This is a genomic window from Legionella sheltonii (genome assembly GCF_026191355.1).
Lineage (GTDB): Bacteria > Pseudomonadota > Gammaproteobacteria > Legionellales > Legionellaceae > Legionella > Legionella sheltonii.
Window position 1 is genome coordinate 200,763 of sequence record NZ_JAPHOQ010000004.1, and the last position, 23,220, is coordinate 223,982.

The following is a 23,220-nucleotide window of genomic DNA, read 5'->3' on the forward strand; positions in this document are numbered from 1 at the left end:
TTAAGATTAACTTTGATATCTACTCAGGTTATTCAGAATCATTTGTTCGAATTTGAATTAATTATAAAAAATACTTATAGATGAGGCTATAATTTAGGTGTTAAGCAAAGTATTTGTTTTAAGGATTCGAGAGCAAGGTACAAGAACAATTTATTGGGACTAAACAAGTAACCTATTTACTCATTAGGTACAGGAGCTATTCTATTATGAATCGATATCATCCCATCCCAATCCATTGGTATTTTGATCCATCGATTTATCAACTTGAAAAAGAATATATTTTTAAACAAAGTCCTGAATATGTGGGGCACCAACTCATGGTACCTAATTTAAATGACTACTATGTCTTGAAACGCAGTAACGATAAAGAAATGCTGATTCGTCATGAAGAAGGAATCAGTGTACTCTCCAATATTTGTAGACATCGTCAAGCTGTTATCTTATCCGATTCAGGAAATGTAAAACGAATTCGCTGCCCTATTCACAGTTGGTCCTACAATACACAAGGTGAATTGGTCCATGCACCACAATTTGAACACACACCCTGTTTTAATTTGAAAAAAGATCAGGTGAGTGAATGGAATGGACTTTTATTTAGAGGCAACAATAAAATAGAAGCAAACGCCTTTGATGCGAAAGCAAGCGCCTTATTTGACTTTTCTGATTATGTATTCACGCAGGCAAAACAGCAATATTATTCCTTTAACTGGAAAATATTCATGGAAGTATATCTGGATGATTATCACATCCCATTTTTTCATAACGGTTTAAGGCGATTGGTCAATGTGCGTCAACTCGATTGGACGATTAATGAGGGACATTCCATCCAGTATGTGGGCCTACAATCTGATTTATCAAAATCAGGTTCTGCCAATTTTAAAGTGTACCAAGACAATTTATTAGCCCAAGCACATGATGACTTACCGCAATATGGCGCAGTTTGGTTAGCTTATTATCCTAATATTATGATTGAATACTATCCGTATATGCTAGTCATTAGTACCATTTCACCGGTAGGCGTCGATCAGTGCATCAATAGCGTAGAGTTTTTTCATCCCAAAGAGGTTTGGTTATCTAATCCCATTTTATGTGCAGCAGCACAAGCCGCTTATTTAGAAACCGCTCTAGAAGATGAGGAAATATGTATTAAAATTCAGCAAGGAAGAAAAGCGCTCTATGAGCAAGGTGAGAATCAAACTGGCCCTTATCAGCCTACAATGGAAGCGGCGCTCCCCTCATTTTATGACTATCTCTATGAAAAAATAAAAAATGAAAATTAGAAGCTGGTTTTAATTCGATTCTCTTTGCCTCCCTATGCCCACAGCAATGAGGTATTTCCACATCCTAAAAACAGGTTACGCCAAAAGATCCCTCGCTAGGCTCGGGATGACCCATAGGTGTCGTTATCTAACAGAGTTCAACGCCTCTGCTTCGAGCACTAAAGCGCTAATTAACTCACCAGCAGGCATGCTTCTGCAAAGTGGAGCAGATTGTCCTGCCCACATGGACATGAAATCAATATTGTTTTTTTCCTTTGCTTTTTTTCTCATCGTTGTTGTTAAAGCATTTTGAATAGGATAGTCTAGAATATTTGTTTGCTTTTTATCCATTCGCTCAATAAACTGGTTGCGAATCCCTCGTGCTAATTTTCCAGAAAAAGCACGGGTAAGTACTGTATTATCCTGCTGCTGGGTCAGTAAAGTATGCTTATAAATATCAGGAATACCGGTTTCAAAGCAACTGAGGAATGCAGTTCCCATTTGTACTCCCTCAGCACCTAAATCAAATGCAGCGATGATCCCTCTTCCGTCCATAATTCCACCCGCTGCAACAATGGGAATTTTTATTTGATCGACTAACTGAGGTACAAGACAAAACAAACCAATCAAACCATCTTCCTCTTTACCGATAAAAGTCCCTCTATGCCCCCCTGCTTCACTTCCTTGGGCAACCAGCGCATCAATACCACTTTTTTCAAGTGCATAGGCTTCTGCTAGTGTTGTCGCTGTACCAATTAAAAAGGTATCGTTGTTTTTAAATTTATCGATCCATTCTGCATCCAATAGACCAAATGCATAACTAAACACCGGGATTTTTTCTTCAATGAGAATGTTTATTTGCTCCTCAAAGGACGGCGCGTAGGGTTCCGCAAGCGCTTCAACGTGTATATTTAACTCAGAACAGGATTGTTCAATATCGTTGCATGATTCTTGAATTTGAGCTGTTGTGGCATGGTATTTCCCAGGAATAAAAAGATTAACCGCAAAAGGTTTGTTCGTTAATTCACGAATTGCTTTTAGAGCCGACCGCAGTTCAGGGGGATTCATATATCCTGCGCCCAATGAACCCAGGCCTCCCGCATTAGATACCGCAGCAACCAACTCCGGCGTAGTGGCCCCACCAGCCATAGGCGCTTGAATAATTGGAAATTTTAAACCTATTTGTTCAGCCATTCTTGTCTGCCACATGTTTTTCCATCCTTTTTGAATTTCATTCATCATAAGGGCTCTGCGCAACGAATACCATAAGTGTAGATTTCGCTCAAAAAAAATCCAATCTGTTATGTACCCCTAATATTTTGAGAAGTGAGCGAGTCATCTGTTCTGGTAATTGCCCGCTTATTTTCTTAGAATGATATTTTTGTATGAAGGTTATTCTTTCCTTTTCATAATTTTTAAGAAAAATATCTGCTGCATCAAGTTAGGAGGACGCCATGAAAGCACAAGCGATATCATCTTTTGGTGATTCTTCAGTCTTTAAAACGATTGAACTTCCCAAACCTCTAATTAAACCCGGCTATGTACTCATTCGAGTTGTAGCAACTAGCGTAAACCCAGTTGACTGTAAAGTTCGATCGGGAAAATACGCCCATATTTCCCCCCCCTTCCCTGCAATCCTGCATAGTGATGTAGCAGGCATTATTGAAGAGGTTGGTGATGATGTCACTGAGTTTTCTGTTGGTGACGAAGTTTATGGATGTGCAGGTGGCTTTCTCAACGAAAGTGGCGCTTTAGCAGAATTTATGCTTGCTGATGCCCTGCTCATTGCGAAAAAACCCAAAGAATTGAGCATGGTAGAGGCTGCTGCATTGCCCCTGGTTGCAATCACGGCTTGGGAAGCATTATTTGAAAAGGTTAAAATCAAATCGGGACAAAAAGTATTAATTCACGCAGGAACTGGTGGAGTTGGCCATATTGCAATTCAGTTGGCAAAATGGGCTGGGGCTGAAGTATATACTACTGTATCTTCTTCTGATAAGGCAGACATAGCGAAATCACTAGGGGTTAAAGAGACGATTAATTACCGGATTGAATCAGTTCAAGATTATGTTAATCGGCTGACTAAAGGCATGGGATTTGATGTAGTATTTGATACGGTTGGTGGAGAAAATCTTGAAAAATCATTAGCTGCTGTTGCTCCATACGGAAATGTCGCCAGCATCCAGGCTAAGTCCACCCATGATCTTTCGCATTTACATGCCAAATCCGCGAGCTTGCACGCTGTTTTTATGTTATTGCCTTTATTGCATAATAAACAACGCGAACGTCATGGCAATATTTTAAAAGAAATTGCACGCTTGACGGATGAGGGCCATTTAAAACCACTTATTGACCCACATCTTTTTTATTTTGAGAATATTGATAAAGCGCACGCATTACTCGAATCAGGAAAAGCAGTAGGAAAAATTGTAGTTCAAGCTTATTAAAAACTAGGCGAACTCATGTGTGCCCGAAAAGATAACACATACATTATCCGGGCACGCATACCTAAATGGTTCTATTGGCTGCAGAGGTGTTTTAATTAATACGTTTTGGACTGGGCTTTAGCAAACATTTGTTGAATCTACAGTAAAGCATTGTGCTTGCGATAACTGCTGCTGGCATGCTTAATATATTTAAAAAAGGTATAAAACTGCTTAGATTGATAGAAAAACCAAACCCAAGTGATAGCATTTTATTGTTGGCAACTTTCTTACGCATTTCTTTAAAGCCAATCAAATTATTATCCATAGCAAAATCTTGATATTGAATACTCAGTATCCATGCATTAAAGACAAACCATAAGAGTGGATAAATCGGTTGGAGAAAAGGTACAAAAAATAAAATACCCATGAGTAAAAAACGAGGCAAAAAATAACCAAGAAATTCAGCTTGACGTTTTATACTACGAACCACAATTTTAGAAAATGATAAGGAAGGAATCGCACGGCCAAAAAGTATATATTGTGCTTTCTCAGCGAGTAAGCCATTAAAAGGAGCGGCGATTAGATTAAAAAACACAGTAAAAAGGGATAAAAACATTAAGAAAAAGCTCAATATAAAAATAACAAAAAAGACATTACTGAGAAAACTTAACCACGAGGGCAATTGGTTAAGATAGTGATAAGCATAGGGAAGTAAATAATGATAGATAAGATAAAACAAGCCCGCAAACATGATAAAATTAATTGCTAAAGGCACTAGAATAAAACGCTTCAATCCAGGCGTAAAAAGATGATGAATCCCTTGTACCATGTAGAACATCCCAAGAAAAAAACTCTTCATTTTTTATCCTCAAACTTTATTCCGAAATCATGATCGCACTTACCCCCTTAGCTTAAGTCATTTTGACAAGGAAAATCCTATTTTCATTAAAATTTCCTTTTTAAAATGTTGATCAAAATAATGACCCACTAACTTATTGTTATATAATAGATTCTATTGGATAAAAATAAGGTCAATGCATGCCAAAGCAAAATATATCAGAAAAAAAACCATCTCCATATGGAGAGGTTCCTAAGTTAGCCACCCTGGCGGCTCAGAAAATTAATAAAACAAATCCTCATCTTTTTTTTACTTTATTCAATAATAAAGAATTACCCGCCGAAATTGAGAATGACTTTATTAATCCTACTGTACAGAAGCTGATTGATGAGCATGAGAACATTTATTGGTCGAATGTGAACAAACGAAAACAGAAAGTGGACAACTGTTCTTCTCGTCTTGATAGTGAGTCTTGTTATAGAAATTGTGCCAGTCTGACTATGGCGGCTTTAAGTGGCGGAGTCCATATTGGTGTCTATTACATCCTGCGTGCAAGCGGGGTATCTTCTTCGACAACATTTACTTTCCTCGCTACAATACCTGCCACTATCATTGTTATGGGTTGTTTTAGCCCCTTTGCTGTTCATTTATTATCGAAAGGGATTGCGAATTGCGTCATCCCTAAGGTACCAAGAGAAGTAGTTGATTTAAACGAAGAGGTAGCTCGTGTTGAATCTGAACAGTCCAAGGGGCACTTATCTATGGTATAAAGGTTTTTCTTGGGCATAACGAGAATCTCTATACTGCAACAGCGTGTTATTAAAAAGGACTTTTCGCTGCAGCCGGTATGGCAGCTCTTGGCGCCCAGATGTTTGTAACAACTTTGTTACAATTACAACGTGTCTTGTTATACCCTTGTTACATTCGTTATTTAAACTAGCCTCAGATAACAATCTAAGAGGGGAAATCAAATGATTAAAAAATTATTACTGTGCAGCGTACTCGGCGCAGCTGCTTTATTTTCCACTACAGCTTTTGCTTATTATCATTCACATGATGATTACCCACGATTCAAATATTATCGCCACCACCATCATCATTCAAGATGGAAAAATGCTCATCGATGGGTACCACCGAGAGACTATGTTATAGTAGAAAATGGAGCTCCCAATCCAAACTACCATCAACATTACTAATCATAGAAAGACTGATTTCTTCGAGGTATCGTGACTTTTTTACAGTGCAGAGTTTTGCATAAAGAATAATAGATTGTGATCTAAATGATGTCATTCCTACGCAGGCGGGATTGACATCATTTAGCAGTAATAATCAAGTGTTTAAATGATGACGCGCTCTCAAACTATCCGGGACTTATAGGATTTTTTTGCTTCATGAATCCATGCTAATAATCTGCTAAAATTCATTTTTTAAAATGAGCACCGTTATTGAGCGATTATGAAGCTGTTCATACAAATATGTTTTTTTGTTTTGTTTTCATCACTTGCTGTTTATTCGATGTTGGCTGTTTATATTATTAAAACTGCTGAACATGATCAAAGAAAACAAGCAGATGTCATTTTAGTTCTCGGTGCAAAAGCTTATTGGGCAAACACCTACAATCCATGCCTTGTAGCTCGTGTAAAACATGCAGTTGATTTATATAAGGCTCACTATGCCCCTAAACTTCTTTTTTCAGGGGGTATCGATAGAGAAGATGGAACAAATGAAGCACAAACAATGAAAGAAATTGCCCTATCATTAGGAGTGCCCGACAAAGACATCCTGCTCGAATCTGCTTCAACTTCTACTTATGAAAACCTTCTTTTTTCTCAACCAATAGTTCAAGCAAATCATTTGAAAACCATTATTTTAGTGACGGAACCTTTTCATGCCCCCAGAGCTCTTTTAGTGGCGCAAAAATTTCATCTTGATGCAGTCAGTTCGCCTGCAGTAAATAGCGTATGCTGGACTAAACACAAATATTTTTCACGTTATTTTCTCAAAGAACCACTCGCTATTATGCTTTATAAAATGAAAAATAAATTATGAATTCTTTAGGGCGTGTTGACAATTTATCCCCACCGGCTACGTGCCGCGACTTGTTCGCGGCATCCAGGAAATGGTCAAGTTAAAGATGAACTTAATTCATTGCTCTAATCGATTGATGAATAAGAGCAAACTCATAATATATCGATTTCAATATCAAGTATAAAACGAGTTTGCATTGGCTAGACTGATGCTCAGTGATGAGCTATGGTCTAAGCTAAAGGAGATAATGCTACAACAAAAATTCATAGGGCAGTTGATGCTTGCCGCCTTCCGATTGAATTTCAATTGACTGGCGGAGAGGTACATGATGCTAAAGCAGCTTCAGGTCTCATTGAAACACTCCCTAAAGCTGATTACACCATTGCAGACAAAGGATATGATAGCGAGGAAATTCGAGATCAGATTAGGCAAAAATCATCTACTCCAATGATTCCTCGGAAGACGAACTCTAAAACTGGGAATGCTGATATTGATTGGGGTCTATACAAATATCGTCATCTAGTTGAAAACGTATTTGCGCGACTTAAACTTTTTCGAGCTATTGCCACAAGATATGATAAATTGAAGAGAAATTATGCGTCAATGCTCGCAATGGCTTGTTCCTATATTTGGCTACCAATGTAATCAGTGAAATTTAGGTGATATCATCGCATTGAGTCCAACACTCTGATCAAAACAAGGAAGCAAAATGAAGTCATTTTATGTCTATATTATGGCAAGCAAGCGAAATGGTACACTATACGCTGGTTCAACATCAGATTTAATTAAACGAGTATGGGAACATAAAAACAGCCTGATTCCGGGATTTACAGCTAAGTACAATGTACATATATTGGTTTATTATGAGGTTCATGAAACCTATATAGAAGCTGCTCGACGTGAAAAGCGATTCAAAAATTGGCCCAGGCAGTGGAAGTTAAATTTGATTGAGAACCTAAATACAGAATGGCATGATCTTTATGAAGAAATTTGCCACTGATTAAGATCGGCTGGTTGCCGCGAACAAGTCGCGGCACGTAGCCGGTGGGGATGAATTGTCAACACGCCCTAATTTCCTGATAAAAAAAGCCCTACGGAACAGGACGTTGGTGAATAAATAGTTTAGAAATATCTGATAATTACCAAACTGACTCTTTTGTCATTTCCGAAATGAATTCATCCATAAGAACACCACGATCCGTTTGGAAATAGAATCCAACTGTGTGAGAATGACATGCGATTGCCTTAACAAAGGTATAAAGAGGAAAGGGTTACGTTAAAAAGTAACCCTTTCTTTTTTGAATTGTACAACTTCTACTACGCATTTATTTGCCTCTAGTACACGTTTCTGTTCCAAGCGTGTTGTCTGATTGCAATACCCAATTGGATTGCAATGAACCATCTGGCTTCACTTCAATCATTTGAATTCCTATTGTATCGGGCTTTCTAGGATCCCAGAATGAAGCTGAAATAACGTTCGTTAAATTGGGATGCATAACACCAGTACCATAAAGAACCGGATCACCAGCACTAGTATCCCATTCTAAAGTAAATGTATCACCTGTTTTTGTAATACTCATTGGATAAGAGACCGTATTATTTGCAGCATCAGTGCGTTGGCATTGATAATTCCCCAGCACAGAAGAAGTACTGTTATTATTTGTACTTGTAGCAGTACCTGCATTACTTGTGGTGGAACCAGAATTGCTTGTACTTGGGTTATCAGCATAAGCTGTAAGCGTTGACAGGGATAATGCAGTAACTAAATAAACATTCTTAATCACAGTTTTCATAATAAATTCCTTTTCTCATAATCACCTTTATACGCGTTAATTCTATTGTTGCGTTACTTTGGTGCACGTTTCAGTACCACCCTTATCCTTATTACTTTCTGCAAAAACACCATCCAAAGAGCCATCGGGTTTAATTGTGAAAATTTGGACTGTTGTTACCGTTGGCGATTTAGGTTGCCAAAAAATATAGCCAATTGCATTAGGGACATCTTTATTAAATATTCCCTTACCAATGTAATACGGAAATACACTTCCGGTAGGAATACCTGAAACTTTATAAACATCCCCATTCTTTTTAAATACTACGGTTTCAGTTCCGTCATTGGGAGTAGTAAATGGATCATGATAGGAGCATTTATAGGATCCCGAAATATCAGGTGCATCTGCAGAATAGGCACTGGAGGATACCGCCAAAACACCTAACATTGTTGCAAGAGAAAGCTTATTAATGGCACGCATAAGAACTCCTTTTCTTAATAACTTAAAATGATTTTAAGGTACATAAGTTAATAATAAATATATGTTACTCAATATGGAAAAGCAAATTTCAAATAGAATAATTTTTAGATTAAAAATTGATTTCAAATTGCAAACGTTGATTTGTAGATTTTTTAGAAAAGAGTTCGGTAACCCATAAAAAAATAATTATAAGTCTATATAATGCATCAGAAAAATATCACCACTTGGGAAAAGCACATGCGCCATTGTTCAATGGCCCATAGAGGGAGTTTCCAGAGAGGAGCTAAATTCTTCTGAATCGGGTGTTTGATTCTCTTCAAGAAAATTAATTAATTTTTTTAATCGCCCCTGGCTTACGGCTAAGGTTTCAAAAAACCCTAATTTCACTGATTTGCCATTAATTGCTGCTAATTTTCTTTTTTCTGCTGCCTGACATTTCAATGACTCCCATTCAGAATGTACTGAAAATGAATTTTTGGAATCATCACTGAAATTGAACTGCTCAATATATTTTTCCATGCAAAAGGCATAAGTTGCAGCATGGACAATTTTTGCCTCATTGGGAGACAGTATTCGAGCTTGCATTTTGACCAAGAAGGCAAAACGCCAAATCCCAGTAAAAGACTTATCTTTTTGGCAGTTAAAATCCTGATTCAATAAACGAAGGGTTTCTTTTACTGAGGCATCCTTTTCCTCTAAAAAAGCTGGCCCACCTCTGGATTGGTGAATAAAAGGATAAATCCAACGATTTTCATTCGTCGCATTAAGGAAATTTTTACGCTCTTTAGGTAATAAATGAGCCGCATTATGCAATGCATCAATTTCTTTAATTGAGCGCATATTAATGTAATCATCATGAGAACTGAAAAATTGAGTACACTCCAAAGTGTGCTGAGTAAGCCAGTTAAAAATTGCCAATTCAGAACGTCGCTCTTCATCTGTCGTATGATAACGAAAATAAATCAAGGATGGGATTAATGCGAGTTGCTTCGAAGTACAATGTCTATACATTAAATAAAAAACGGACCTGAGCAGAAACATAATGTCTTCAAGTTTCTCAATTTCTTGTCGCCTGTTTGCAGTAATTTTCTCATTCAACTTTAAAAATGGATAATGTTCCAGTTGACTGACCTCAGCATAGCCGAGCATCCGACTCGCACGAATAAATAATGGCATAAGCTCGGTAATCTTCAATGAGTCATTCGTCACTGACAGACGATTAAAATGATTTTTTAATTCTTCATACAAAACAGGATGGTGAAAATCAGCATTCATTAAGCCAACTTTCACCAAGGATTGTTGTAAAGTAAGCCAAGGCATGACATATGCCGCAGTATTCCATTGCGCACTTTGTTCACAAGGAATATTACGAATAACCAAATTCCAAAATTGATTCGTGAGTTCTTTCACAGGAATCATCATATCGGAATCCAAATCAAATTGGTCATTAAGCGGTTCAAATAGCTCAGATAGTTTGGAGATGAGGGCAAGAACCTCAGCAGGAGTTTTTAATGGATCGATATTACTTCCAAGCTCTATAACCTGCTTTTTAAACTCGCCGACCTTCATCCTTTACCTCCTAGCTACGATCAATTTCATGAACTAAAATCTAACACAGAATGATGGGCTTTAGTCAACAATTAATTCAAATGACTGACATTTTAGTTAAACGGATGACAAAATATACATTTTCGTAAACTCTAAAGGTATGTCGTTTATTTTTAATTTTTCAAGGACTTAAAAAAAACTCAGCCTGTTTTCTTAAAGTGGATTACCAACACTCTTGCCACTGTCCCTATAATCACCGCTGAGACATCATTATTCCCTCATCAACTCATCCTTATTTTTTGTAAGAAATTTTACAGGAAGTGTATTTCAGCAACTATTATGGCAATATAATCAGTTTGTTATCACCGCATAGTATTTTATTGCGTACGAAGGATGTCTACTTAAAATGTTTGATTTTACCGGAAGTTATACAGATCAATATCAATTAACCATGGCACAGGTTTACTTTTTAAAAGGCCACCAAAATACTACTGCTGTCTTTGATTATTTTTTTAGAAAACTTCCATTCGGTTCGGGATACGCTGTTTTTGCCGGTTTAGCAGACTTATTGGAAATATTAGAAAACTATCATTTCAATGAATCTGATATTCATTTTTTAACAAGTAAAGGGATGCATCCTGAGTTTCTTGAGTATTTGAAAACCTTTCGCTTTAATGGGACTATTTACGCTCTATCAGAAGGAGATATCGTTTTTCCTACTGCACCCATTGTGACCGTAGAAGCCAATATGCTCGAGGCGCAACTGATTGAAACTATTCTTTTAAATTTACTTAATTTTCAAACTCTTATCGCGACAAAAGCAAGTCGAATACGACACGTTGCAGGAGATTGTCACTTAGTTGATTTTGGTTTACGTAGAGCACAAGGCCCGGGAGGGTATTATGCCAGCCGCGCGGCGATTGTTGGTGGGTTTGATGCAACCAGTAATGTCTGTGCAGGGCGTGATTATGATATTCCTATTTCTGGAACTATGGCACATTCATTCATCCAAAGTTATGACAGTGAATTAGCTGCATTTCGGGATTTTGCTGAAATCTGGCCTAATAATTGTACCCTGCTTGTTGATACATACAGTACCCTAGAAAGCGGTGTACCTAACGCAATTCGCATAGGCAAAGAAATGGAGCAACAGGGACATCGATTGCATGCAATCCGCTTAGATAGTGGTGATTTGGCAGATTTGGCAAAAAAATCACGACACATGTTGGATGAAGCAGGCCTACATTATGTAAAAATAGTTGCATCCAATCAATTAGATGAATCGAAAATTAAAATCCTGCGTGAACAAAAAGCACCTATTGATATTTTTGGTGTGGGCACAAATTTGGTTATCGGCGCCCCAGATGCTGCTTTAGATGGAGTATATAAACTGGCTTTTGCCAATGAAAAACCACGACTTAAACTTTCTGAATCAACAACTAAAATCACTTTACCTTATAAAAAACAAGTATTTCGCTTACTGCATCAAGATGCCTTTTTAGGTATGGACGTTGTTGGACTTATGGATGAGACGAAATTAGATAAAGTCTATGCCCCGTTTGAAATGGAGCAATTATTATCTCACGATCATTACCGACAAGAACCTCTATTGCAAAAAGTCATGGAACATGGCAAGCGGCTTATGCCATCAAAAACGTTACAGGAAATCGCCCAATACAGTAAAACACGATTGAGTCAACTACCTGAAGAATACAAACGGTATGATAAACCAAGCACCTATAGGGTGGGGTTAAGCGAACAACTGACGCTCCAACGTAATGAACTCATTAAAAAATATAAAAATGAGTTCTAAAAGCCCCCACTGTGATTTCCTGGTTGCTACTCAGGATTAGCACCCACACTCCCAATCAACCTGGAGTAGAACACTCATAAAATATCCCTTCTCCCCTTGGGGAGAAGATGCCCGCAGAGCGGATGAGGGTGTCCTATAATTCCCCTCCCCCCTGTCCCTCTCTCGAATCGGGAGTGGGGATTTTATGCCAACCGCCGAGCTTACCAGCCTAGTCTAACCATAATCCGAATCTACAAAGTCACTGTTCCTCCGACCAACCGAATCTCCGACTTCATTGCTGCCGAAACCCGATCACCGGGTAAGACAATTCCTACTAAATTCAAAGGATCTACGGATGAAATAATTTGCGGCATCTCATCCAGTTCTTCATTTCGCATCGCCCGTAAAGAGTCTACAGCATAACCTAATGCAAATTGCTCGCCTAAAAATCCATCAACAAAACGACCACCACGTACTTCACCACGTAATTCAAGGCGTCTCAAGAAAATCAATAGATCACGCCAACGTGGAATATTTTTCTCGCGCACAAGCAAATCACGAAATACCACCCCATAGCGTTTCAATAACATCCAACATGCAGCTTCCACTCGTTTCTCTTGATCTGCTTGCGCATGCACATGCAATAAAGACCAACGTCCCGTACTCAGTGGAAACAAAGGTCTCCGTCGATGTCGGCTGCTGTATTTACGTTTTGTACTAATCAGGGTGCGTACATTATCAAAACTGTCTGCTGTGACCATACCCGCTGCGACCAATTCCCATAAACCATTTTCTACTTCTACTTTCAGATTTCCCGTCCCACGGACGATATCGGCGTAGAAGGAAGCACCGTATTTTTGTAAAAATTGGTAAATATTGCGTGCAGGATGGCTTAAACTCTCCACCTCTTCAATATTATCAACAAGTGCATGGGGTGGAATCCAATCGGCATCCTCTCGCACAAAAAACGTAATCGGTGCATTTCGACTAGGGGATAAACGTCTTGATTTCTTCGTTTCTTCGTCCAGAACGGCTATCGAAGGATGAGGGGACACACGCCCCCAACCGACAAGACCACTCATACATAATTTATCTAACATCAACTGATCATAATCGTGTACCCGTGCAGGAAAAATATCCGATTCCCATGCATTGGCCGCAAGCTCAAAGCCTTGAAGTTGCTTGATCACCTCCAACAGTCCACTCTCTCCACGTAATTGATTTCCTTTTGCCACATGTTGCCACTTGAGTAACCAGGCCATAAATTGAGCTCGAGTAACGGGTTTAATCTGTTTACGTAACGATTCTGTAGTGTAACGATGAATACGTGCTAACAAACGCCGTTCACACCATTCGATCTCACCAGCACACTCTGCTCGAAAGCTCCCACGCAATAGATAACCACTGGCTTCCAATTTTAATAAGGCATGTTCGACATCCAAGGGTGAAAGTCGCAAACAATCAGCGAGTGTCTTTTGAGTAATTGGTCCTGTATGCGCAAGCCAGCCACGAATTGCTTTCAAGATACCCTCATCTTGTGTGCATGACTCTTCCTCAATATCAACCATTTCGTTGCTAAATAGTGCTTGTGGAAAAATACAGTGAAAAGTCTTCTTTTTTTCAGCAGGGACATAATAATTTTTGTCTGTAACCCTAGCTAATACCGCTCGTCCTTCGAGCTGCAATTCAATAAAATATTTTTTCCAAATAGGTAAGGTTGCTTGATACTCAGAAAAGTGAATTGTTTCGGGAAAAACAATCACTGTTTGCAATACATCATGCAATTCATCCGCAGAGCGAATATCTGGCCAAGCTTGTTCCTGAACTTCGGTCACTGCTTTGGGGTCTAGCTTACCTACCTCTTCCAACAATGATTCAGGGAGTACACGACGCATTTCTACTGCCCGTGAACGTCGCTCCTCTAAAGGAGCATCATCTAAAAATGCATAAGGATTAGCATTTAAAATTTCATGAGAAAATACAGAAGGTACTGGAGTATCTACGGCGAGACACTTAATGTGTTTGGATTCAATAGCATGAATCACTTCCGTTAAGCCATCAATGTCTAAAGCTTCTGTTAGAATATCTTTCATGGTCTCTTCGATAAGGGGATGTTCAGGCAACACCACATCCCGCCCCCCCAAATTATCCTGACATGCTGCTGCATCTGGAAAAACAGCCGCCAATAAGTCATCCGCCAACATCCGTTGAATGTTTGGAGGCGTTTTTTTACCGCCACGAAAACGTAATAATGACAAGGATCGTGAAGCGACAGCACGAAAGCGCACACCTAATAAAGGGGATTGCAACACCGCTTGGGTAACGACGTCTTTTAAGGTATTGGTATGTAAAAAATGGAACACATCCGACAGAGGAAAGCTGTGTTGTTCTGCCAAAGAGATATTTAATCCATTATCAGTAGCCGCGGCTTGCAATTCAAAATTAAATGATCGGCAAAATTTCTTGCGTAAAGCCAATCCCCAAGCCTTATTAATACGGGCACCAAAAGGTGCATGGATGATCAGTTGCATGCCGCCGCTTTCATCAAAAAAACGTTCTGCAATGATTGTTTTTTGTGTCGGAACCGCGCCGAGAATTTGCCGTCCTACACGGACATACTCTAATAATTGTTCTGCAGCGGCATGATCTAAGCCACAATGACTCATCAACCATTGAATGGCAGCCTTAATTTCAGGGTAATGCTTTATATCAACAATTTGTGGACTTTTTTCTGGCAACAATTCACTAATTTTTTCACGCATCTGCGAAACGTGTTGTGATAGTTCAATGCTTCGTGCCGGAGCTTCACCGAGCCAAAAAGGCACGCTAGGTGGTGCACCATGGGCATCTTCCACAAGCACACGCCCATTTTCAATACGTAGTATTTTCCAGGAATTCGTACCTAGTAAAAAAATATCACCGCGATTACTCTCTACAGCAAAGTCCTCATCCAAAGTGCCTACCATGGCATTATCAGGCATGGCAATAACAGTAAACAAACCGTTATCCGGAATGGCGCCTCCGCTCGTTATCGCTGCCAGTCGACTACCTCGCCGTGCCTTAATAACGTGATTCACTTGATCTCTATGAATATAAGCGCCATAGCGTCCTCGTGATCCGGAAACTCCCTCAGACAACATAGTAAGAAGTTCATCAAACTTTTCCCATGTTAGATGATGATAAGGGTAAGCATTTTTAAAATGGCAAAAGAGTAAGTTTTCCTCCCAATCCTGGGTGGCACATGCGGCTACTATTTGCTGCGCTAAAATATCTAAAGGCTCTTGTGGAATAATCAACTGATCCAAATCTCCTTGGCGTATTGCATAAACCAGGGCAGCACATTCTAATAATTCATCACGTGTTGTGGCAAAAATACGTCCTTTCGAAATGGCTGCATGCCAGTGCCCTGCTCTACCGATGCGTTGCAATGCGGTAGCAATAGCACGTGGTGATCCGATTTGGCACACCAAATCAATGCTTCCAATATCAATTCCCAACTCCAAAGATGCAGTGGCAACTAATACTTGGAGTTCGCCTTTTTTTAATTTTGTTTCTGCTTCCAGCCTTAGTTTTCGCGATAGGCTTCCATGATGAGCCAAAACCTTATGTTCCCCTAAACGTTGTTCCAAATGATGAGCAACCCGTTCCGCCAATTTTCGGGTGTTTACAAATACTAAAGTGGAACGATTTTCCTTAGCATAAGCGGTAATTTTGTCGTATAGTTCATCCCACATCTCATTGGAAGCAACAGCGGCCAACTCAATTTCAGGCACCACAACCTGCAAATCTAATTGGCGTGCATGCCCTATATTGACTAATTTCACGCTGGTCTTTTTAGCGCCTGTTAAAAAATGCGCTACCTTTTCCAAAGGTTTTTGAGTAGCAGACAATCCAATCCGAATAAATGGTTTGATGGTGAGTGCTTCCAAACGTTCGAGGGATAAAGCTAAATGCGCGCCTCGTTTGTTATTTGCTAAAGCATGAATTTCATCGACAATTACTGTATGGATACCCGCTAAATTAACACGGCTTTTTTCTGCAGTGAGTAAAATATAAAAAGACTCAGGTGTAGTGATTAAAATATGTGGTGGCTGCTTGAGCATTTTTTGACGCTCACTGTTTGGAGTATCTCCAGTTCTCACGGCCACACGAATTTCTGGTAAATATATACCACGTTCTTTGGCGAGTTCCGTAATTTCCTGAAGCGGTACAAGTAAATTTTTTTGCACGTCGTTACTCAGTGCTTTGAGAGGTGAAACATACAAAACCTCTGTCAGATCCTGTAAACTTCCAGATATCGCTTTGCGTACCAAACCATCTAAGCATGCTAAAAATGCGGCCAGAGTTTTTCCTGAACCCGTAGGCGAGGAAATCAGGGTATCATTTCCTGATAAAATAAAAGGCCATCCCTGCTCTTGCGGTTCTGTGGGTTCACCTACTTTTTGGATAAACCATTCCTGTACGAGCGGATGTGCCCAAGTCAGGCTTTGATGTTTTGTCGAACTCATGAAATTAATGATAAATGGGCAAATTCAATACATAGTATAGGCGATCTTACTGCCGTAGAGCAGTATCCTTTTTTGAGTTTCTCCGCTCAGTCACGTCATCCCGAGTGCAACGAGGGATCTCCAAACTGCAGCACAGTGTAGATAGTTATCCCCATAATTATTATTCCACCTCAATAAGAATTTGTTCGATTTCCTTATTTTTAAATACAACATGTCGATGCAAACCTACAGCAATTACTACTGGCGCTAACTCTTTCATTGCCTTAATTGCCTCTTCTTTTTGCTTCTCTGTGCTATTTGGATGTTCAAAAATGTCGGCATTCGCTAAAAAGGCCGCAATTGTTCCTTTCCTTACGATTTTGCCATGGATTAGTGTAGTATCCACTCCATCAGGCAATATATCTTCAGGACGAATTGAATTATGATTTGACATGCTTTTCTCCTATCTCTTATAGGATAACCAACCGGTTCTTATGGGTGACCTGATCTCATGCTCTCAACTATTTCAGATTCATCAGAACCTGGTTGTACTGGCTTTATAGTTTTCCTTAATTCCTCCATTAATTTGGTTTGCTTGGTAGCCCATAATGAGGACCCCACATGAATTTTCTTGTACTCCGAAATAATATTTTCCACACTTTTTTTGGTTTTTTGTATTATATCAGGATCGAAATTGGTTTTTTGATTTTCTGCTTGCTCGGCTAATTCAAATCCCAGCTCTAAAGTATCTTGGGTTCTTTTATAATTTATACCTGTTCGCAAATATTTCTCTAACATGGAGCATGCTCTGTTTATTAATTGAATAATGAAGCATATTTTAGCATTGTTTGTTCATTAGCAAAACCAACCTCAGGTGAGCAAACATACAAAAAAAATCTGCGCATCGTTGCTCATAACATGACCGTATATTGAAGAAAAAGGAAATGGAAACAGTCCCTAATACAATAGAAAACGATTGCAGCGTATTTAAAATTACCACACAATCGCAGTTTACACCCACATCGACTTTTTGTTTATTAGGTAAAAAAATGATTATTATAGTTTGTGGCACGTCATCTTCTGGGAAATCAACACTTTGTCATGAATTACAAAGTCGGCTTGGTGATGGCTGGCTCAGCTTTAGTACTGATGGGTATTTGGGCATGCTGGGTGATAAATTTGCGGGGTTACATCCTGACAATCCGCAAGTTTATATTCCTAATGATATTTGCTATGCGCACCAATATGCCGATGGAACCTATGAAATCATGCCTGGGAAATTGTGTTCAAAACTCTATTTCACCATACCCAATGTCCTGAAGCTTCTTGCCGAACAAGGCTTCAGTATTATTGTTGACTCCTTTATTACAACTATTGATGAATTTAAAAGTTATAAAGAAACATTAGAAAACTATGGAGTTTTATTTGTTTATCTTGATGCTTCTGAGACAACGATTGCACAAAGAGAAGCAGCCAGGGGTGATCGATTAAAAGGATCAGCACTTCATTGGTTGAAGCGATTTAATTTTCAAGAACATTGCAATGTGTGCATTAATACCGAAAAAATGGATATACAGCAGATTGTGAATAAGGTTTTTCAGGTATTAGAAACACCTATTACGCTGCGCTAATCCGGGCAGCAAAATGATAATTAACGATAATATTACGTTTTTTTTACACCTATTGGACTATAAACTGATTTTTACACCCTATAAAATCATCACACCCAATTCAAAGATGTCTGTTTAAGCATTTATGAACAATTATGTTGAACGAAGTATCCAGATTCCGGGTTTTACTCTTGCTTTAAAAATTTGGCATCCCGAAAAACCCAATCCTGTTTTGTGTTTGCATGGCAAACTGGATAACGCGGCAAGCTTTGATTTCTTGGCACCATTGCTGCCTGACAGACAGCTTGTTGCGGTGGACTATCCAGGTACCGGATTTTCCAGCCATTATCCTCCGGGGGTTATGCCGCATTGGAAAAATGATGCGTTGTTGATGTTGCATTTAATCAAAGCATTAAAATGGAAGCATTTTGATATCATTGCCCATTCATTAGGCTCTTTACTGGCCACAACCATTGCCATTGCACAACCCACGCAGGTTAGAAAATTGATATTTCTTGATATCTTGGGACCTAAGGTCAATTTTATTGAACAAGCAACAGCAAACTTGCAAAACGATGCAGCGCATTATTTATCCTATAACCCCCTACAAAGAACGCTGTTTACCGATCGTATTGCTGCCATCCATGATCGCATGAAGATTGGTTCCATCAGTTACCAAGCTGCTGAGGCTTTAGTTGAGCGCGGTACTGTAAAAAATAAAGAGGGCTGGCGTTGGACTTTTGATAAACGTTTGCATTGTGTCGCGTCGACCCTTCCATTTGAGGATGAACTAAGAGCGATGTTGCAAGCGATTAAAGCTCCATTATGTCTCATTCGGGCAAAACAAGGGGTACCTTATCCTGAAGAGGTTTTTCAAGCAAGAATGCGCGCAATCAAAAATTGTACGCTTTATGAGGTTGAAGGGGGGCATCATGTACACATGGATGATCCAGTACCTGTAGCCAAGTTAATTGATTGTTTTTTAATCTATTAGATTGTTTAAAAACCTACAAATGCTCTTTTTTTGAAAAATACTGTTATTTTAAGATCTGTTTGTGCTAAAGTGAGCTACATTTTCTCGACAACAACGAAAGATAAAATTTTTAATGTAAAGTAATGAGGTGATAAAATGGCATTTTTTAAGTGGAACTGGGGTGCAAAGAAAGCGGATCAAGTGAAAGCTGGATTAAAAAAATTTGGTTCATCCAAGCCCAACGTCTATAATACAGTTAGTGATTTGAGGGTTGAATTAAAAGCTGAAGCAAATGAAAACCATTCTAAAGACATCATCAATGCGTTACAACAACTCGATGCTAGGTTAGATGAAATACAGCAAACCTTCAACAAAGACACCAATCAACCGATGAATGTCTTTGAATACGCGTTTTGCTGTCGAGAATTTGCTGAAGAATGTCGATCAGCTATTTTAAGTTACGAGCCAACCTTAATGGCCGCTCCTGGCATTTGGAATAAGCTCAAAGCATACATCAATGCCATCGTGGAATATATTGGGTTTCAGCCATTATGCGAACCGGAGAAAAGCACACTTGGCTTAAAAGAGGATTTTAGACAACAATTTAACACTACAAAACGCAATCTCATGCCCAAAAAGTCTCCTAGCGATTCTGAGGATGACCCATGCAGCTGCTTCTCAATGAAATTCTAAGATAAAAAATTTTACTTGTAGCTTGAGAGCAGCGAAATAGAATTCAACCCGGAAATTATATGGACTTACCCCGGGTTACGGCTTCGCTTAATCCAGGCTACAAGTAAATCACTTCCTTATTTTATAATCTCTATTTTTAAATTCTTATCCTAATCGAACAGTGCTAATATAGATGAATTAAAAAATTTCAAAAGGAATTGTCTTATGCGCGATATATTTGAAATAAACCCCACTCAGCTCAGCCAACTCATTTTTTAGGAGTGAGCTCATGAGCCGCATCGTTCTTTTTACATCCGGATTAATTATCATATGGATAGTCGGCTACTTTCTTATTGTAGGCAGCCATGTGCTGATTCCTTTGGTCATTGCGGTTTTTATTTGGAATCTTCTCAATACCATCAGTAATATCATTCAGCAAATACCAAAGTTAGGCGCCCTTCTGCCCAATTGGCTCAGTATGATTTTTGCATTTACAATCGTTGCTGTTTTAGTTTTTGTTTTTATTAATATCATTACCAATAATGTAAATAATGTCATCGCAGCTTCAGGTCGCTATCAAGAACATTTATTAACCATTTCTAACGACATTGATCGAAAATTTCATATTGAACTGTTAGCAAGTATTAACAGCATGATCAAGACCCTAAACCTGCAAACCATTATTGTGAATGTTTATGGAGTATTCACTACTTTAGCAAGTTCAACCGTACTCATTTTATTGTATGTGGCTTTTTTGTTTGTGGAGCAGCATTTTTTCCTAAAAAAAATCGATGCCTTGTTCCCTACATTAGAAGGACGCCTACTGATTAACAACATCATTATTCACATTGTTAATAACACCCAGACATACTTGGGTTTGAAATCCATTTTGAGTATCAGCACTGCCATTGCCAGTTGGATTATTATGAAGTGGGTTGGATTAGATTTCGCGGAATTTTGGGCTCTGCTTATCTTTTTCCTCAATTTTATTCCCAATATTGGCGCGATTATCGCGATTGCCTTCCCAGCCTCACTTGCGATTGTCCAATTTACCGGATGGATTCCTTTTACTGAAATCATTATAGGCTTAGGCGCAGTTCAATTTGTTGTAGGAAATTTAATTGAGCCACGTTACTTAAGTAACTCATTGAATCTAAGTCCCTTAGTCATCTTAATTGCTTTAGCAGTTTGGGGTGCGATATGGGGAATATTAGGCATGTTTCTCTCAGTGCCTATTACCGTAATGATGATGATTATCTTTGCTCATTTTGAAAAAACCCGCCCTATAGCGATTCTTTTATCTCGAGATGGGGACGTCTTTAAAACCTATGAACTGTTACCTATGGAAAATTTACCCGAACAAGATTGGATTCAATATTAGGCGATTTCCTTTCCCCCTAGGGAGAAGGCGACCCTTTAGGGCGGATGAGGGCATAATGCAGTGGCCCTCAACGTACCCCGCCCAAAATCATGGGAAGGGGAATTTTTAAACCAGCGGCAATAACAAAACCGTTACTTACTCTGAGTTTCCCAAAATGCGATGTGAGCACCTGTAGGATCTTTAATAATTGCAAAACTACCCATATCGCCTACCTGAGTAACTCCTTTTACCTCATGAGCTCCGTTTTGCTTTGATTTTGCCAGAGTATCTGCAACATTATTCACCAGAATATAAGCCATCCAATGTGGGGGTATTTCTTTTTGTTGATTTGCCGGAATTTGCCACATACCACCAACATCCTTATCTTTAGTTTGTATCAGCGTATAAGTCATCGTTTCGTCAGAATGGATTTCTTTAAATTGCCAGCCTAGTACTTTGCCATAAAACTCTTTCGCCTTGTGTACATCGGCAGTAGCTAACTCATTCCAACAGAATTGTCCCATAGAATTTTCTGACATGATTCATTCCTTTTATGATTAGAGGTGTTTGAATAATAGCTTATAATTTATAAAGATGTTAGAAAGTATGAGCTAAAAAACAAATAACAAGAACGTTATCGCCTCATAAGAAATTGAATGACTATTAAAGCGATTATGATTAATAAAGGAGCCAAGAGAGATAAATTCCCTCTATTAATCGGTTTGGTTCCCGTGTTCACATTAACAGCCAGGCTGTTTAAGTTAGTTGAATCATAAAAAGTATCTTTATCGACAATAATTGCCTGAGGTGGCAATTGTTCTGATTCCGTTTTAGTACGGTTAGTCTTTTTGACGGCAGTACCTATGGCAAGAAACTCAATTAAGCCATTCCCTAATTGATACACATAGGTTTTGACCCCCACCACATCATCTGCCCCTATGGCCTGTGCTTCTTCATTGATAATTGCCAAGGCGTTTTCACGGGCTTGATAAATCAACCGCGTCAGCTCATTAATTTCTCCGCGGACAAATGCTTTAATTGCAGAGGTAATTCCACCTACTAATCCTAGAGAATAAACCGATGTACCCAAAAGTAACTTCATAGGAGCATAACCTAAACGCGCCATATTCCACATTTCAACATTCGTCATGTCACTAGTAACTACATCATTATCCATAGCCGTGATTAATTGCGGATTTTGCGAAGCAGTTCCTATCATCAGCATTTCACTGACGCCACCAAATGGAAGAACGGTTGTCTTAATACCCAGTACTGCGTTCGCTTTATATTGTCGCGCATGGGCGATAATACGATTTAAGGCCAAGTGCCTGGTTTTATTGAAAATATCAGAGTACTCCTTGATTTCACCCCGAGCCAACGTTTTTAAACTGCCAATTATCCCTCGGCCTAAGCCCATAGAATAGGCTACATTGCCAAAAGCAAAACAAATTGGTTTGTATCCGGCATCAAGCTGGGCATATAATTCCTGCCCATCTGCTGAAGTTGAAAACTTGTTCTTATCAGCCCCGCTGTCAGCATAAATCACCGAACCTATTGATAAAAATTCAATATTGGCTCCATGCATTATTAATTGGCTGGTGACTCCAGTGATCCCTGTTGCATTTTTGCTAACAGCCTCCTCTAACATTCGCTTATATGCGGTTTCCCTACCCTCTTCTATAAGTGAAGTAATCTGCGTTAACTCACCACCTAATATCGCTTTAAAACCAGAACCGACACTGCCTATAACCCCCAAAGAATGAACACTATTTCCAACAACTATAGTTCCCGGAGAGTAATTTTTAAGCTGTAAACAATATATTTCATTCCCAGATAATCCAGTTGTAACAGCCATAATCTAATCCTTAAAATTACAATTTTATATACATAGTTTAGAGTATTTTTGTAGTATATAGAGTCTATTTGCATTCTACTTTTTTAGCTCAAATGACGTGCTCTTAGGACACTGCCCCCA

General features: G+C 38.9%; 21 protein-coding genes and 1 pseudogene. 12 read left to right on the top strand and 10 right to left on the bottom strand.

What is annotated here, in order from left to right; all coding sequences use genetic code 11:
• Positions 1 to 206: 206 nt before the first annotated feature.
• Positions 207 to 1,280, top strand: a complete 1,074-nt coding sequence (locus OQJ26_RS06100; RefSeq protein ID WP_265702997.1) for an aromatic ring-hydroxylating oxygenase subunit alpha — start codon at positions 207 to 209, stop codon at positions 1,278 to 1,280.
• A 123-nt stretch (positions 1,281 to 1,403) separates the two neighbouring features.
• Here the strand turns inward: OQJ26_RS06100 and OQJ26_RS06105 are convergent, their stop codons facing one another.
• A complete protein-coding gene (locus OQJ26_RS06105) occupies positions 1,404 to 2,468 on the bottom strand; it encodes an NAD(P)H-dependent flavin oxidoreductase (RefSeq protein WP_265702998.1) in 1,065 nt (354 codons plus the stop codon).
• A gap of 245 nt (positions 2,469 to 2,713) precedes the next feature.
• Here OQJ26_RS06105 and OQJ26_RS06110 point away from each other — a divergent pair, with 245 nt between their 5' ends.
• Positions 2,714 to 3,706 carry a zinc-dependent alcohol dehydrogenase family protein gene (locus OQJ26_RS06110; RefSeq protein ID WP_265702999.1) on the top strand — a complete coding sequence of 331 codons (993 nt, stop codon included), beginning with the start codon at positions 2,714 to 2,716 and terminating at the stop codon, positions 3,704 to 3,706.
• 91 nt (positions 3,707 to 3,797) lie between these two features.
• Here the strand turns inward: OQJ26_RS06110 and cysZ are convergent, their stop codons facing one another.
• A complete protein-coding gene (gene cysZ / locus OQJ26_RS06115; RefSeq protein WP_265703000.1) occupies positions 3,798 to 4,544 on the bottom strand; it encodes a sulfate transporter CysZ in 747 nt (248 codons plus the stop codon).
• 179 nt (positions 4,545 to 4,723) lie between these two features.
• Between cysZ and OQJ26_RS06120 the strand changes: the two genes are divergently transcribed.
• From OQJ26_RS06120 to OQJ26_RS06140, 5 genes and pseudogenes are all read left to right on the top strand, one after another.
• A complete protein-coding gene (locus OQJ26_RS06120; protein WP_265703001.1) occupies positions 4,724 to 5,293 on the top strand; it encodes a hypothetical protein in 570 nt (189 codons plus the stop codon).
• A gap of 201 nt (positions 5,294 to 5,494) precedes the next feature.
• Positions 5,495 to 5,719 (top strand): hypothetical protein, encoded by a 225-nt coding sequence (locus OQJ26_RS06125; RefSeq protein WP_265703002.1) that lies wholly within the window; start codon positions 5,495 to 5,497, stop codon positions 5,717 to 5,719.
• A gap of 259 nt (positions 5,720 to 5,978) precedes the next feature.
• The gene (locus OQJ26_RS06130; protein WP_265703003.1) at positions 5,979 to 6,572 is read left to right on the top strand and encodes a YdcF family protein; all 594 of its coding nucleotides are present in this window, start codon (positions 5,979 to 5,981) and stop codon (positions 6,570 to 6,572) included.
• A 216-nt stretch (positions 6,573 to 6,788) separates the two neighbouring features.
• Positions 6,789 to 7,196 (top strand): annotated as a pseudogene (locus OQJ26_RS06135) (IS5 family transposase); the annotation flags it as partial.
• Positions 7,197 to 7,260: 64 nt separating this feature from the next.
• Positions 7,261 to 7,551 (top strand): GIY-YIG nuclease family protein, encoded by a 291-nt coding sequence (locus tag OQJ26_RS06140; RefSeq protein WP_265684141.1) that lies wholly within the window; start codon positions 7,261 to 7,263, stop codon positions 7,549 to 7,551.
• A 325-nt stretch (positions 7,552 to 7,876) separates the two neighbouring features.
• Here OQJ26_RS06140 and OQJ26_RS06145 read toward each other — a convergent pair whose 3' ends face one another.
• The 3 genes from OQJ26_RS06145 to OQJ26_RS06155 all read right to left on the bottom strand — a co-directional run bounded on the left by OQJ26_RS06145 (position 7,877) and on the right by OQJ26_RS06155 (position 10,372).
• Positions 7,877 to 8,344, bottom strand: a complete 468-nt coding sequence (locus OQJ26_RS06145) for a hypothetical protein (RefSeq protein WP_265703004.1) — start codon at positions 8,342 to 8,344, stop codon at positions 7,877 to 7,879.
• A 42-nt stretch (positions 8,345 to 8,386) separates the two neighbouring features.
• Complete coding sequence (locus tag OQJ26_RS06150; protein WP_265703005.1) at positions 8,387 to 8,803, bottom strand: hypothetical protein; 417 nt, start codon at positions 8,801 to 8,803, stop codon at positions 8,387 to 8,389.
• Positions 8,804 to 9,052: 249 nt separating this feature from the next.
• The gene (locus OQJ26_RS06155; protein WP_265703006.1) at positions 9,053 to 10,372 is read right to left on the bottom strand and encodes a hypothetical protein; all 1,320 of its coding nucleotides are present in this window, start codon (positions 10,370 to 10,372) and stop codon (positions 9,053 to 9,055) included.
• A gap of 385 nt (positions 10,373 to 10,757) precedes the next feature.
• On the opposite strand from OQJ26_RS06155, the gene OQJ26_RS06160 reads away from it, so the two are divergent.
• Complete coding sequence (locus tag OQJ26_RS06160) at positions 10,758 to 12,164, top strand: nicotinate phosphoribosyltransferase (RefSeq protein WP_265703007.1); 1,407 nt, start codon at positions 10,758 to 10,760, stop codon at positions 12,162 to 12,164.
• A 230-nt stretch (positions 12,165 to 12,394) separates the two neighbouring features.
• Here the strand turns inward: OQJ26_RS06160 and OQJ26_RS06165 are convergent, their stop codons facing one another.
• The 3 genes from OQJ26_RS06165 to OQJ26_RS06175 all read right to left on the bottom strand — a co-directional run bounded on the left by OQJ26_RS06165 (position 12,395) and on the right by OQJ26_RS06175 (position 17,428).
• Positions 12,395 to 16,651, bottom strand: a complete 4,257-nt coding sequence (locus OQJ26_RS06165) for a DEAD/DEAH box helicase (RefSeq protein WP_265703008.1) — start codon at positions 16,649 to 16,651, stop codon at positions 12,395 to 12,397.
• 160 nt (positions 16,652 to 16,811) lie between these two features.
• A complete protein-coding gene (locus tag OQJ26_RS06170; RefSeq protein WP_265703009.1) occupies positions 16,812 to 17,084 on the bottom strand; it encodes a hypothetical protein in 273 nt (90 codons plus the stop codon).
• 38 nt (positions 17,085 to 17,122) lie between these two features.
• A complete protein-coding gene (locus OQJ26_RS06175) occupies positions 17,123 to 17,428 on the bottom strand; it encodes a hypothetical protein (protein ID WP_265703010.1) in 306 nt (101 codons plus the stop codon).
• Positions 17,429 to 17,574: 146 nt separating this feature from the next.
• On the opposite strand from OQJ26_RS06175, the gene OQJ26_RS06180 reads away from it, so the two are divergent.
• The 4 genes from OQJ26_RS06180 to OQJ26_RS06195 all read left to right on the top strand — a co-directional run bounded on the left by OQJ26_RS06180 (position 17,575) and on the right by OQJ26_RS06195 (position 21,266).
• Positions 17,575 to 18,261 (top strand): phosphotransferase-like protein, encoded by a 687-nt coding sequence (locus OQJ26_RS06180; RefSeq protein WP_265703011.1) that lies wholly within the window; start codon positions 17,575 to 17,577, stop codon positions 18,259 to 18,261.
• A gap of 124 nt (positions 18,262 to 18,385) precedes the next feature.
• On the top strand, positions 18,386 to 19,234 hold the full coding sequence (locus OQJ26_RS06185; RefSeq protein WP_265703012.1) for an alpha/beta fold hydrolase: 849 nt from the start codon (positions 18,386 to 18,388) through the stop codon (positions 19,232 to 19,234).
• A 135-nt stretch (positions 19,235 to 19,369) separates the two neighbouring features.
• Complete coding sequence (locus OQJ26_RS06190; RefSeq protein ID WP_265703013.1) at positions 19,370 to 19,906, top strand: hypothetical protein; 537 nt, start codon at positions 19,370 to 19,372, stop codon at positions 19,904 to 19,906.
• A 268-nt stretch (positions 19,907 to 20,174) separates the two neighbouring features.
• Complete coding sequence (locus OQJ26_RS06195) at positions 20,175 to 21,266, top strand: AI-2E family transporter (protein WP_265703014.1); 1,092 nt, start codon at positions 20,175 to 20,177, stop codon at positions 21,264 to 21,266.
• Positions 21,267 to 21,397: 131 nt separating this feature from the next.
• On the opposite strand, the gene OQJ26_RS06200 is transcribed toward OQJ26_RS06195, so the two are convergent.
• A complete protein-coding gene (locus OQJ26_RS06200; RefSeq protein WP_265703015.1) occupies positions 21,398 to 21,784 on the bottom strand; it encodes a VOC family protein in 387 nt (128 codons plus the stop codon).
• A gap of 95 nt (positions 21,785 to 21,879) precedes the next feature.
• Positions 21,880 to 23,100, bottom strand: coding sequence for a heavy metal-binding domain-containing protein (locus OQJ26_RS06205; protein ID WP_265703016.1), 1,221 nt, complete (start codon positions 23,098 to 23,100; stop codon positions 21,880 to 21,882).
• Between the last annotated feature and the right edge of the window lie 120 nt (positions 23,101 to 23,220).